Source organism: Cobetia sp. PS-4MA (assembly GCF_057670765.1).
This window is the reverse complement of the sequence record NZ_CM173107.1, coordinates 3,480,561-3,492,844: the sequence shown is the minus strand read 5'-3', so window position 1 is coordinate 3,492,844 and position 12,284 is coordinate 3,480,561. Positions and strand designations below refer to the sequence as shown.

Sequence of the window (12,284 nt, the reverse complement as noted above, 5' to 3'; positions counted from 1 at the left end):
GCTGTGCGCTGGCGAGCCTCATGATCTGCCGGAGGATTCGGCCTCCTGAGCCAGCCTTGCTTGCTTGAGTTCCACTCCCCAGCGATAGCCACCGAGACCACCATCACCCCGCACCACGCGGTGGCAGGGCGTCAGCAGGGCGAGGGGGTTGGCACCGCAGGCATTGGCGACGGCGCGGCTGGCAGTGGGTCGCCCCAGAGCTTCAGCCAGTTGCCGGTAGGTCAGGGTCTCGCCGCTCAGGGTGGTATTCAGTTGCTGCCAGACACGCAGCTGAAATGCGGTACCGCGGACATCCAGTGGCAGCTCGATGAAGAGCGCCTGGCTCGTCTGTGGAGTCTCGCAGAGTGCCAGCAGGCGCGCACCGAGCATTGCATGCAGTGATTGCCCTGCCTCGTCATCGGGTGTCACCTGTTGCCAGTCAGCCTCTGGCAGACGAGCTTCCAGAGTACTCTGCCCAGCATCACGGCTATCCGTCAGCTGGATGGCCACCACTCCACGTTCACTGAGCGCGGCGCTCAGCCAGCAGTGATGCTCGGGCATACCGAAACTGCATGGCCAGTGCATCGCCAATAGTGTCTCGCCACTGCCTCCTTTCGAACGAGCGCTGGGTGTCATGCCGCCGGCGCGTGCATGGGCACGGCTGGTGGAGCGATAGCCTGCCGTGAGGATGGCATCGGTGACACCGCGCCCTTGTTCGAGCAGATCATGAAAGCGCAGCTGGCGCAGTCCGCTGGCATAGTTGCTGGGCGACAGGCCGAGCCAGGCCTTGAAGCGGCGCTGAAGGTGAGAGCTGCCAAGGCCCGTGAGGATGGCCAGACGGCTCAGTGACGGTGTCGGCCGGCTCTCGGCGACGGCGGCTTCCAGTTGCCGACAGACGGCGATGAGCCAGTGTGGCATGTCGGGGATATCGCGGTTGTCCGAGGATGAATCCGTCTCTGGGTGACAGCGACGGCACGCGCGCAGCCCGGCTGCATGCGCGGCGCGGGTGTCAGGGAAGAACCTGACATTGTCACGCCGTGGAGGCGGTGAGGGACAGCCGATACGGCAGAAGATGCCGGTGGTGATCACGCCATAGCGCAATGACTCACCGGCAATCGACTGGCGAGCCAGCAGGCGTTGCCAGATGGCGTCTTGTGCCGCTCGTGAAGGAGTCATCGTTCGTCTCGCGGTGACGGAGTTCCGCCCAGTATCGCCACGTGGCGACTACCTCGCACTCCGCATCTTGCACTGGCTTTCGAGATCGGTGTCTCAGAATTCCATCGATTCCTGGCGCTTTTCCTCTTCCTCGGCCTGCTTGCGCAGCTTCTTGCGAATCGCGGCCTTGTGGAAGCGCAGTTTCTGCTCCTGGGTTTCCAGGTTCAGTGGCGGCACCGGAACCGGATTGCCGTCCGGATCCACCGCGACCATGGTCAGGTAGCAGCTGTTGGTATGACGAATCAGGCGACCCTGGATGGACTCGGCGACGACCTTGATGCCGATCTCCATCGAGGAGCGCCCGACATGATTGACGGAGGCCAGGAAGGTCACCAGCTCGCCGACGTGAATCGGCTGCTTGAAGCGCACCTGGTCCACCGACAGAGTGACGACGTAGCTGCCGCTGTAGCGGCTGGCACAGGCGTAGGCGACTTCATCCAGCTTCTTGAGAATGGCGCCACCGTGCACCTTGCCGCTGAAGTTGGCCATGTCCGGTGTCATCAACTCGGTCATGATCAACTGGTGCTGACCGGGGAGGGCGTCATTGAGGGTGGCCTGATCAGGCTGGGTGTCATTCATGCAGGAATCCTTGATGAGCGAGTCAGGGTCAGAAAGGCTCGAGTGACCCTGGGGACGGGTATCGGAGCGGGATGATTCTTGTCCCTGACAGTCTGAGGGATTCGGCGTCACTTGGCACCCTGTGAGCGGCATATCAGCACTCTCTGAACGACCTGTCCCCCGAAGAATCACTCCCCGGGGGCCAGGTGGCATGACGTTGCGAGGGGCCGGGAGTCGTGGCGTTCGAACGTCTCGTCAGAGATATTTCGTCACGGCGACCTTCTCATAGAAGGGTCAGTCCCAGTGAGATGATGATACCGGTCACCAGCAGCTGCACCAGACAGAACCCCATGATGTCCTTGGCCTTCAGGCCCGCGATGGCCAGGACAGGCAGTGCCCAGAAAGGCTGCAGCATGTTGGTCCAGGCATCGCCCCAGGCGACGGCCATCGCGACGCGTGGCAGGTCGGCACCCAATGCCTGGGCGGCAGGAATCATGACCGGTGCCTGAACCGCCCACTGCCCACCACCGGAAGGTACGAACAGATTGACGATACCGGCACTGATGAAGGACCAGAACGGCAGGCTCTCGGCGCTGGCGATCGACACGAATCCCTCGGAGAGGGTAGTCGCCAGTCCGGACTGCACCATGATCGCCATGATGCCGGCATAGAAGGGGAACTGGATGACGATACCGGCGCCGCCCTTGATGGCCTCGTTCAGACTGTCCAGCAGCTTGCGCGGTGTGCCATGCAGCACGATGGCCAGGAACAGGAAGCTGAAGTTGATCACGTTGAGATTCAGGCCTCCGCCACGAATCACGAAGTGATCCACCAGCCAGGCGAGGCCGAACAGCCCCACGACCCAGGCGAGGATCGGTGAGTTCTCGAGACGCTCGGCGGGACGAGGCTGGTCGCTGATCTCGGTGGGCTTTTCCTCCAGCAGGGCCGGATCCACGTACACGCTTTCCTTCTCGAAGGGCATCATGGCGCGATTGACCAGCGGCATGATGATCAGCAGCGCCGCGACGATGGCGATGTTGAAGAAGGCAAAGATGGTGTCCGAGGTAGGCACGATGCCGATGCTCTCCTCGGTGAAGTGGCCCGCGGTGGCGATGGTCAGCGGAATCGAGCCCGAGATGCCCGCATGCCAGATCACGAAACCTGAGTAGGCGCTGGCGATCAGCAGCCGGTAATCCACCTTGATCATCTTGGCCAGCTGCTTGGCGAACAGTGCACCGATCACCAGTCCGAAGCCCCAGTTGATCCAGCTGGCGATCAGCGAGACGAAGGTGACCAGCATGATGGCACTGCCAGGCGTTCTGGCCAGCGAGGCGATGCTGGCCAGGCCCTTCTTCACCGGCGGCGTATTGGCGAGCATGAACCCCGAGATCAATACCAGCAGCATCTGCATGGAGAAGGTCAGCAGATTCCAGAAGCCATCGCCCCAGTAGCGCATTACCTCGGCGGGGGAGCGTTGCTCGATCAGCATGGCGGCTGCGGCCGCGACGACGGTCAACAGCAATACGAAGATATAGGGGTCAGGTAGATAGCGCTCGACCAGCTTGACGGCTGGCCGGGATAGCGATTGCAGCATGTGATGCTCCCTGTGGCTTTTTATCGGTATGGGAGTTGGGTTGGCATGCTCACATTAGTCTATCCGATAGCAGTAGAGTATCGCGCGATGGTCGAGGGGTAGGGCTCCGATGCGCCTGGCGAGCACTTCATCGCTGGATCAACCCAGGGCGTGCTCTGCTCGATAGGGTTCAGCGCCAGTGGTGACGGCGATGATGCAGATAGTAGCCGCCGAGCACGACAGAACGAACGCTGGTAAACAGCAGGAACGCCAGCCACAGGCCATGATTTCCGAAGCTCTCGAGCAGGGGCCACAGTCCGATGAATGCCAGCAGGGAGACCACCAGCGTATTGCGCATTTCACGTGTCGCCGTGGCACCGATGAAGATCCCGTCCAGCAGGTAGCTCCATACGGCCACCAACGGCATGGCGACCATCCAGGGCAGATAGGTGATTGCCAGTTGTCGTACCTCGGGCAGGTCCGTCAGCAGGGCGATCATCTGCGGGCCAAGGAGCCATAGCAGCAGGCTTGCGGCGGCGGCAGTGACCAACGAGAAGCGCGTAGCCGCCCTGACGCTGCGAGTGAAGCGCTGCCAGTCTCCCTGTCCCACGGCGCGGCCGACCTCGGATTCAGCAGCCTGCGCGAAACCATCGAGCCCGTAGGACGTGATCATCACGAATTGCAGCAGCACGGCATTGGCCGCCAGAGTCTCGTCCCCGAAGCTGGCTCCCTGGGACGTGAAATAGGCCGTGGCGCCCAATAGACACAGGGTGCGCACGAAGAGGTGCTGATTGACGCGGATCAGTACGCTCCAGGCGGACAGTGACAACAGGGCGGCGCGATCACTGTGACCCGGCATGCGGGAGAGTTGACGTGACACCAGCCACAGGCCGGCCGCCAACCCGCAGTAATCCGCGATCACACTGGCCAGGGCCACGCCATCACTGGTCATCCCCAGGCCTGGGACGAAGGCGAGATCCAGCACGATATTGAGCACATTGGTCAGCACCAGGATACCCAGCGTCACCCGTGAATTCCCCAGGCCCAGAAACCAGCCCAATATCACGTAATTGATCAGTACGGCGGGTGCCGACCACAGGCGAATGCTGGCGTAGTCATGGGCCAGTGCGCGAGTGGTCTCGCTGGCCTCCATCAAGCCCAGGCCCAGCGAAATGAGCGGTGAGCCGAGCAGCATCAGCAGCATGCCGATGGCCAGTGCCAGCAGAATGCCCTGTCCGAGCAGCGTTCGCAGCCGATCGTGATCGCCACGGCCATGTGCCTGGGCCGTCATGCCGGTCGTGCCCATGCGCAGGAAGCCGAAGCCCCAATAAAGGAAGCTGAACAGCACCGCGCCCAGCGTGACGGCACCCAGATAGATCGCATCTTCCAGATGCCCGACCACGGCGGTATCCACCAGTCCGAGCAACGGCACCGAGATATTGGAAAGGATGATCGGCCAGGCGAGCTGCCAGAGATAGCGGTCGGTGCGAGCGGCCGATGGAGAAGAGGGGGCGGCTTGTCGTGAAGAATCGGTCATTGGGGATCGTTGCCGTAGTGGGTGATGCTGAATCAGTAAAAGGAGCAGCGCGGGTGACGCGGCGTGAGTCCGTTGGCGTTGACCACAGCATGAGGGTAGAGAGCTGGGCGTATGGCTTTCGGAGCGCTAATCTAGAGAACGTGAGATGGATGACACGGCTTGTCAGGCGCTGGTGGTGCTTGCCCCAGTGTATAGACTCATAACAGGGACGCTTGGAGCGTCCATACGCAAGGGACCTGAGCATGAAATCCATGATTTTTCAGTCGGGCATGTGGCTGCGCAACGGAATCGCGGCTGCGGGCATGACACTGATGCTGGCATCTCCCGCCTATGCCATCGAGTTGCCCAGCGAGCAGGGGGATGATACTCCGAGTGCCGGCATGATGGTGGCTGATGCGCTTGTCGGGCGCCCTCTGCTGTTGGCGACGACGGTCGTGGGGGCAGCGCTGTTTGTCGTTTCGGCTCCGTTCGCGGCCATGGGGCAGAATATCGATGAGACTGCTCGTGTGCTGGTGGCTACACCGGCGCAGGCAACCTTCGCGCGCTGCCTTGGCTGCAAGACGACGCGTGTTGACTGGGACTGACTCCCGCTGGGGGGCGACTTGAAGCATCGCCTGTCCAGAGCCATGCAGGAATGTGACAAGACCCCGCACACGACACCGCCGGCCATCATGGCCGGCGGTGTCGTCTTTGAGGTCAGCGGAAAGAGGCTGAACTCGAGCGCTGCAATATCACGAGGCCTCATCTGGGAGAGGACGTGACTCGACGGTCTTCGGTGGGGGGCAGATTGTTGAAGCACAGAACGCGTTGACGGCCCGAGCGCTTGGCCTGATAGAGCGCGTTGTCGGCCATGCTGAACAACGTGTCGGTCGACTGACTGTCGTGGGGAGCATTGGCGACGCCGGCGGAGAAGCTCAGCCCTGTCAGCTGTCCCAGGGTGTCATGCTCGAAACTTTCTTCCCGGAAGGCTTCAAGGATGGCTTCGACGCGTGCGCGTGTCACGGCAGCGCTGGCCCCCGGCATCAGAATGACGAACTCTTCCCCACCATAACGGCAGGCTTCATCCGAGCTGCGCAGCGACTCGCGGATGATGCTGGCGAGGCGAGACAGAACCTGGTCCCCCATCTCATGACCGTAGGTATCGTTGACCTGTTTGAAGTTGTCCAGATCCAGAACTACCAGTGAAAGGGGGTTGCCGATGCTGGCTTCTGCCAGTTTCTGTGGCAGCACTTCATCCAGATGCCGGCGATTGTAGAGTCGAGTGAGGGTGTCCCGACGTGCCTCATGGGCCAGCCCCTGTTTCAGTTGCAGGTCAGCCAGCGCCAGCATGATCAATTGACAGACGTCCTCTGCCAGCGGGCGGAGGTGCTCCTGACTCTCGCTGTCAGAGGGGATCTGCAGCGTGAAGTTGCCGATCACCGTATCCCCGACGCTCAGTGAGTGATTGAGTACGCAGACTTCCGTGGGAGCCGTCCCCCACTGGATATGTGTCTTCTGCTGGTGATCCGCCGGATCTGCCAGCTGCAGCGTGCCCTCGCAGCCGGCGAACAGGCTGGGCAGGCGCACATTGAGCTGGGTGACGATCTCGTCCAGTCGTGAGCAGGTCAACAGGCGTTCCGAAAGATGATGGATCTGGGTGCGGCTTTCCGAGAGGCGCGACAGCTTGAGATTGGCGATCTGGAGGTCTCGTTGCGCGCGTTTGCGATCCGTGATGTCGTGCACGATCGAAAACAGCAGGGTGCGGCCATTGAGGTCAACCGGGCCTGTGAAGATCTCGACGTCACGCAGTTCGCCGTTGGCCAGCTGATGGCTGGCTTCAAAGTGGTTGTCAGTACGGTTGACCACCGAACGGATGCGCTTCGAGAGCGTCTGGCTTGCCAGCACGTTGATGCGTCCCAGGGGCATCCCACACATCTCACCGATGCTGTAGCCGTAGAAATCGGCGGCGACCGGGTTGGCATCGATGATTTCAGCCAGTTCCGGATCGATCAGCAGCTTGATGGCGTTGCCGGTACTGAAGACTTCCTGATAGAGCGTCGCGTTCTCCTCCAGCAATTCGATGGCGCGGCGACGGTCCTCGATGTTGTTGACCAGCACCAGGGTGCGATCCTCGCCTTCAAGCGGAGTAAGGGTGACTTCCGCCCAGAACAAATGCCCGCGCGCGGTCTGCATGTGGTATTCGTCCTGGAAGTTGCCGCCCTCGCGCTGGAGCTGCCCCCAGGCACGCTTCAGGCGACTGACTTCCTCGAGGGAGAACAGCCCCCAGAGGGACTGCTGAAAGAGCTCGGCTTCACCTCTGCCCAACAGGTTGTGCATGGCGGAGTTGGCATCGACGATGGTGCCGCTGCGATCTGCCACGATGATGCCCACGGGGGCCGAATGGTAGATGGAGCGCAGCCGTGCCCGACTGGTGATCAGGCGTTGCTGCTGTTCCTTGATCCAGTCGATATCGCTGTGGGTGCCGATCATGCGCAATGGCCGACCGTCCGGTGAGCGTTCGACGACTCTTCCCTGATCCAGAATCCACTTCCATTCGCCGCTGCGGGTCAGCATGCGATGCTCGTTGCGGTACTCGACGCTGTGCCCCTCGAAGTGTTGCTTGAGATCTTCCAGCGTCCGCTGCATGTCGTCAGGGTGTATGCGCGATTTCCATTCGTCGAAGCTGCTGCCGATGTCCTCTTCTTCATAGCCCAGCGTCGCTTTCCACTGCGGAGAGTAGAAGACCTGATCGCTGTCCTGCTTCCAGTCCCAGACACCGGCGCCTGAACCTTCCAGCGCGAACTGCCAGCGCTGTTCCGCTTCTGCCAGCGCACTGCTCATGTCCTTGAGTCGCTGGTAGGGGTAGACCAGGCGTGAGGAATAGATGGCGTGGTAGAGCATGCCGTAGGCGGCCACCTTGTACAGGTGTCCCAGGAGATTGAAGACGTCGTGGGCAGTGGCATACAGGGTGAAGCAGAGCTCCGAGAGGCCAGTGGCAAGCGCGGCGACGGCCAGCCAGCTGATGTTGGTGCCCTCGGGCAGACGTCGGGAGCTGAGCAGCAGGATCGCGGCGATCAGGGATCCGATCGCCAGTACCCATTCGTAACCGATCTTCCACGCCGTCAGGCCGCTTCCGGGGATGAAGGTCGCGGGGAGGTAGTCAAGATGATAGAGCCCTACCCAGCTGACCAGCAGGCCAATGACAAGCGTCAAGACGAACGCCAGTGGCAGTCGGCGGCGCGTCATCGGACGTGAGGTGATCAGGCAGGGTGCCAGCAGCGCCACGACGAAGGCCGTCCGCCCCGCCAGCCAGAAGTGGATGGCTTTCTGTACCGACGCATCACTGACGAAGTTCGGCATGCCGTCATAGCTGAAGATATGAATCAGGTCGAAGAAGGCTGAGAGCAGAAAGGCACAGCCCATCACCACGAAGCTGACGGGGACCGTGCTGCGATGGCCCTGGAAGATGGAGATGGCCGCCATCGAGGCAACCAGTACCGCACCGATCTCAAGCAGTGAATGCGGGATGAGGTATTGCGCGACTGACGTGAAGATATCGGGGCGTGGCAGCAGGATCAGCAGCACCATCAAGACCAGCATTCCGGCCAGACCGACCAATCCCGAGGCGGGAAGTGGAGTATGGGCTTTGAAGGCTGGCATTTTCAGGGCTGACGGCAGTTGGCGTGATGACATGTGCATTCCGTGCGCGTGAAGGGCGATCGGTGACTGTATCCCTACAGGATAGAATACTTCTGTTACTGTGTACTAACAGAAATTAACCGATCGTCGCGCTATCAACCATCATATTCTTTATCGCTGATGAAAGTGCGAGGCGCCTGCCTCCCGGTGAGTCGCGCAAGGCGAGCCGTCCTGCACGGTGTCAGCGGCTGACCGTTGGCATTGAGACTCGTGCGGTCATCGCACATCGCGAAGCACGCAGGATGGAAGAGGTTGAAAAGAGAGAAGAGAGAAGAGAGAAGAGAGAAGAGAGAAGAGAGAAAACAATAGAAGAGAGACGAGCAAGCGGGAGGAGAAAGGAGAGGCGACAGGACAGGAGGGAAAGGAACGCTGCCAAGGAGGGAGTCAGGACATGGCTTCTACCGGCGTTGCAGGAGTGCCAGGCCACCACGAGCGCCTGACAGGGGCAGGCGCACGTGGTGGCGGGCAGGTGCAGGTCAGTTGCCCAGCGCTGCCGTGATGATCTGGTACTTCTCCATCAACTCTTCCTGGCTTTCCTTGTTGGCCGGGTCGAGCGGGATACAGTCAACCGGGCAGACCTGCTGGCATTGCGGCTCATCGAAGTGGCCGACGCACTCGGTGCACAGGTCCGGGTCGATGACATAGATCTCTTCACCCGGCGAGATGGCGCCATTGGGACATTCCGGCTCGCAGACGTCGCAGTTGATGCACTCATCAGTGATGATCAGGGCCATGGTGGTGTCCTCAGCTTGTGGCGGTGTCGGCGCCGGGCGGATTGAAGTGGCTGGCAAGAGCCTCGGCCACTATCGGGTGCACCAGACGCGACACATCACCCCCGTGTCGCGAGATTTCGCGCACGATGGTCGATGAAATATAGGAGTTCTGCAGTTCCGGGGTCAGGAACAGGCTGTCGACGTGCGGCGCCTGTGCCCGGTTCATGTTGGCCAGTTGCAGCTCGTACTCGAAGTCGGATACCGCGCGCAGGCCGCGCAGAATGATACGCGCATTCTGCTGTTCCAGCAGCTCCGTCAGCAGACAACTGAAACCGATGACCTCGACATTGTCGAGATGCGAGAGAATCTGTCGGGCAAGCTCGATGCGCAGTTCCAGTGGAAGGGCGGGTTGCTTGCTCGGGCTGTAGGCGACCGCGACGATGACCTTGTCGAACAGGCGAGCTCCACGCTCGATCAGGTCGGTATGGCCATTGGTGATCGGATCGAAGGTGCCGGGGTAGACGGCAATGTTCTTGGGCATGACGAACTCGTGCTCTGTCAGCGGGCCATCGCGGACGGCCTTGCTGCAATGGACGACGAAGGGTGAGAAGCCTGCGCTCTGGTCTTGGTGCAAGACGCCTGCGGGCAACGAGCGAAAGCTGGTGGCCAGTCCGAGTGTAGAACCCCCAGCCTTGCAGTGGCCAGCAGGCTGGGGGAGCGCTCTTCATGGCAGTCGCTCACGAGGTGTCGCTAGAGTGACCCGAAGGGGTTGTCGACCTTGAGAGAGACGGCTTTCGCGTATCCCGGAATGCGGATCTCGCGATCAGTGATCTCAAGCTCCGGCCCTTCCAGCACACCCTCGCCGAAGCGGTAGGTCGGTGTGAATTCACCGCGCTGCGCCTTGTCCAGATAGTCCGCCCGACGCTGCTCACAGAGGCCGCTGCGCTCACGCCAGGCCGCCAGGGCGTCGTCACCATGTCGCGCTGTCAGCAGCTTCAGCGTGACATCGGCCGACAGCACCACGCCGCTGGCGTTGTTGCCACCGAATCCCTTGGCATTGATGAAGGCGACATCGGCCGAGAATTCGCGAGCTTCGCGTCGGATGTCGAGATGGCTGTGATGCACGTCTTCGGCGATGGCATCCAGCGTCGGAATGCCCGGCAGAATGCCGGTGGTCATGCTGCCGAGTGCCGAGACCGTCTGATCACCCGCCGCGCTGCCCTGGCTGTGGCCGACGAAGGTCTTCACCGCCACGACAGGCCATGCTTCGATACCGTTGGCCCGCGCCACTTCGTTGAGCACATGGGATTCGGTCGTGCGGTTCTTCGGTGTGGAGGTGGCGTGCGCATGCACGAAACTGCGCTGGCGTACGCCTTCATCACCGACGATGTCTCGCGCCAGCGCCACCGCCTTGCTCAGCGTGATGTAATTGCCGACGCCCGGTGCCGAGATGGACCGCTTCCAGCCATCCGCATTGACGAAGACATCCGGGACACTGCCCAGGATGCGAGCGCCGGTCTCCAGCGCCAGCTCATCTGCCATCAGAATCACGAACTGGGTCGCTTCGGCGATGGTGAAACCGCAATTGCGCGCAAAGGGACGGCAGGCTTTCTGGTAATCGCTGTCAGTGAGGACTTCCAGCGCATCGAGGGCCTTGAGGCTCTCGTCATCGGCCAGCGCCCCCATGCTGCGGAACCCTTCAATGACTTCCGGCGTGATGGGCGCATCCGCCGTGCCTACCATCACTACGCGACGACGTCCGCTGCGGATGTCATTCAGGCCCAGCTTCAGGTTGTAGAGGAAACTGGCGCAGGCACCCATCGCGGCACCGGCTCCCCCGACATTGCCAAGCACATAGGCATTCAGGAAGTCGGCCGGCATCTGGGCATAGCCCAGCGGCATCTGCTTGGAGGTGGCGCGCTCGCCGGCCACGAAGGACTTCATCAGTCCGCCCCAGCCTTCAGTATCCATCTGGCCGATCGAGTTGCCGGCATAGACGGCAATGTCGTCGGGGTCGAGGCTGTCGCGCAGCGAGTCCCAGTCAAGTCCGCTGTCGCCGAGGCAATCACTGGCGCCGAAGATGGTCATCGACAGGCCGCGAGGGTGATGCACGCTGCGGTAGAGCTGCTCCGGCGCGAAGCCGCTGGGCAGCTGACCGGCGGCGCGGACCAGTGCCTTGCGGTTGTCCGGCAGCAGGACATCGAATTCGCCTGCCGGCACCGTGACTTCGACGCGACGATTGTCCAGCTCGCGGATCTGCCACGCGGCGGGTGGCTGCTCCGGCAGCTGGCGGCTGCGCAGGGTGAAGCTCAGGTCCTCGGTCAACGTCAGGCGTGACTGGCGGTTGGCGGGAATCCCGGCGTCATTGAAGCGTTCGTCTTCGATGCGACGAATCAGGGAATGTGCCAGTACCTGCTCTTCCAGACGAGCCGCGAGTGCCTGTGCCTCGGCGGGCTGGCCTTCGGCATCGAACCACTGACCCTGCTCGTCGCAGCGGGCGAGATTCATGAGCGATGCAAGGCCCAGCAGGGTCTCCTGGCGGTCCGTCTCCGACAGAGTCTCGAGCACCGTGCGCCGGAAGGCTTGATGACCCGAAGTCCTGCCGGCGGCGTTGACTCCGCCCATGCCGACGATCACCGGTAAGTGTGACAAGCCGCTTTCCTCGTGAAAAATGCTGTGAGTCGTTGGTCTGGGCGACGCCTCTGCGGGCATTCGTCCAAATGATGCCGCGATGATAACACCCCCTCAATACAGGCGTCATGCACCCTGCTCTCAGGCTGCGGCGCTAGCGAGGACTCGCTGCGAACACTGTGCGATATCCTGCGTTGCAGGCTAGGCCATTCCACCGAGGTCCTGGGTCACGAAAAAAGATCAATCGTTTGTTTGATTATGGGCGTGACGGATGAGATGCTTCAGGGGCTGTTTGAGTCGCTAGAGTTGGTGTAGGCGCGTGCCGAGAGGCATGCGCCTTTTTTTGTGCATTGCCTGCCGGCGCTTGCCGCCAGACCGAGCGGGGCGCGGCGGATTCCCG

At 61.7% G+C, this 12,284-nt stretch carries 10 protein-coding genes; 2 read left to right on the top strand and 8 right to left on the bottom strand.

All coding sequences use genetic code 11. From position 1 onward, the window contains the following. Positions 1–18: 18 nt before the first annotated feature. The 4 genes from AC26AR_RS14675 to AC26AR_RS14660 all read right to left on the bottom strand — a co-directional run bounded on the left by AC26AR_RS14675 (position 19) and on the right by AC26AR_RS14660 (position 4,862). Positions 19–1,155: a bifunctional transcriptional activator/DNA repair enzyme AdaA gene (locus tag AC26AR_RS14675; protein ID WP_488107262.1), complete on the bottom strand. Its 1,137-nt coding sequence runs from the start codon at positions 1,153–1,155 to the stop codon at positions 19–21. Between the two features lie 93 nt (positions 1,156–1,248). Continuing rightward, a complete protein-coding gene (locus AC26AR_RS14670; protein ID WP_077378016.1) occupies positions 1,249–1,773 on the bottom strand; it encodes an acyl-CoA thioesterase in 525 nt (174 codons plus the stop codon). A 262-nt stretch (positions 1,774–2,035) separates the two neighbouring features. Beyond that, the gene (locus AC26AR_RS14665; RefSeq protein ID WP_077378019.1) at positions 2,036–3,346 is read right to left on the bottom strand and encodes a short-chain fatty acid transporter; all 1,311 of its coding nucleotides are present in this window, start codon (positions 3,344–3,346) and stop codon (positions 2,036–2,038) included. 169 nt (positions 3,347–3,515) lie between these two features. Beyond that, entirely contained in the window at positions 3,516–4,862 is a 1,347-nt protein-coding gene (locus AC26AR_RS14660; protein WP_488107261.1) for an MATE family efflux transporter, read from the bottom strand. Between the two features lie 242 nt (positions 4,863–5,104). On the opposite strand from AC26AR_RS14660, the gene AC26AR_RS14655 reads away from it, so the two are divergent. Further along, complete coding sequence (locus tag AC26AR_RS14655; RefSeq protein ID WP_205632724.1) at positions 5,105–5,446, top strand: hypothetical protein; 342 nt, start codon at positions 5,105–5,107, stop codon at positions 5,444–5,446. Positions 5,447–5,603: 157 nt separating this feature from the next. Here the strand turns inward: AC26AR_RS14655 and AC26AR_RS14650 are convergent, their stop codons facing one another. Beyond that, complete coding sequence (locus AC26AR_RS14650; RefSeq protein WP_488107260.1) at positions 5,604–8,534, bottom strand: sensor domain-containing diguanylate cyclase; 2,931 nt, start codon at positions 8,532–8,534, stop codon at positions 5,604–5,606. A gap of 248 nt (positions 8,535–8,782) precedes the next feature. Here AC26AR_RS14650 and AC26AR_RS14645 point away from each other — a divergent pair, with 248 nt between their 5' ends. Further along, entirely contained in the window at positions 8,783–8,980 is a 198-nt protein-coding gene (locus tag AC26AR_RS14645) for a hypothetical protein (RefSeq protein WP_488107259.1), read from the top strand. 36 nt (positions 8,981–9,016) lie between these two features. On the opposite strand, the gene AC26AR_RS14640 is transcribed toward AC26AR_RS14645, so the two are convergent. The 3 genes from AC26AR_RS14640 to AC26AR_RS14630 form a co-directional block, all read right to left on the bottom strand. After that, complete coding sequence (locus AC26AR_RS14640) at positions 9,017–9,274, bottom strand: YfhL family 4Fe-4S dicluster ferredoxin (protein ID WP_077378030.1); 258 nt, start codon at positions 9,272–9,274, stop codon at positions 9,017–9,019. A 10-nt stretch (positions 9,275–9,284) separates the two neighbouring features. After that, positions 9,285–9,794: a pantetheine-phosphate adenylyltransferase gene (coaD, locus tag AC26AR_RS14635; RefSeq protein WP_077378212.1), complete on the bottom strand. Its 510-nt coding sequence runs from the start codon at positions 9,792–9,794 to the stop codon at positions 9,285–9,287. A 209-nt stretch (positions 9,795–10,003) separates the two neighbouring features. Then, positions 10,004–11,878 (bottom strand): beta-ketoacyl synthase, encoded by a 1,875-nt coding sequence (locus AC26AR_RS14630; protein WP_136939635.1) that lies wholly within the window; start codon positions 11,876–11,878, stop codon positions 10,004–10,006. Between the last annotated feature and the right edge of the window lie 406 nt (positions 11,879–12,284).

Excerpts from the sequence above, each read along its gene's own strand:
- AC26AR_RS14675 (WP_488107262.1), bottom strand. The coding sequence starts at position 1,155 with ATGACTCCTTCACGAGCGGCACAAGACGCCATCTGGCAACGCCTGCTG.
- AC26AR_RS14670 (WP_077378016.1), bottom strand. The coding sequence starts at position 1,773 with ATGAATGACACCCAGCCTGATCAGGCCACCCTCAATGACGCCCTCCCC.
- AC26AR_RS14665 (WP_077378019.1), bottom strand. The coding sequence starts at position 3,346 with ATGCTGCAATCGCTATCCCGGCCAGCCGTCAAGCTGGTCGAGCGCTAT.
- AC26AR_RS14660 (WP_488107261.1), bottom strand. The coding sequence starts at position 4,862 with ATGACCGATTCTTCACGACAAGCCGCCCCCTCTTCTCCATCGGCCGCT.
- AC26AR_RS14655 (WP_205632724.1), top strand. The coding sequence starts at position 5,105 with ATGAAATCCATGATTTTTCAGTCGGGCATGTGGCTGCGCAACGGAATC.
- AC26AR_RS14650 (WP_488107260.1), bottom strand. The coding sequence starts at position 8,534 with ATGTCATCACGCCAACTGCCGTCAGCCCTGAAAATGCCAGCCTTCAAA.
- AC26AR_RS14645 (WP_488107259.1), top strand. The coding sequence starts at position 8,783 with ATGGAAGAGGTTGAAAAGAGAGAAGAGAGAAGAGAGAAGAGAGAAGAG.
- AC26AR_RS14640 (WP_077378030.1), bottom strand. The coding sequence starts at position 9,274 with ATGGCCCTGATCATCACTGATGAGTGCATCAACTGCGACGTCTGCGAG.
- coaD (WP_077378212.1), bottom strand. The coding sequence starts at position 9,794 with ATGCCCAAGAACATTGCCGTCTACCCCGGCACCTTCGATCCGATCACC.
- AC26AR_RS14630 (WP_136939635.1), bottom strand. The coding sequence starts at position 11,878 with ATGGGCGGAGTCAACGCCGCCGGCAGGACTTCGGGTCATCAAGCCTTC.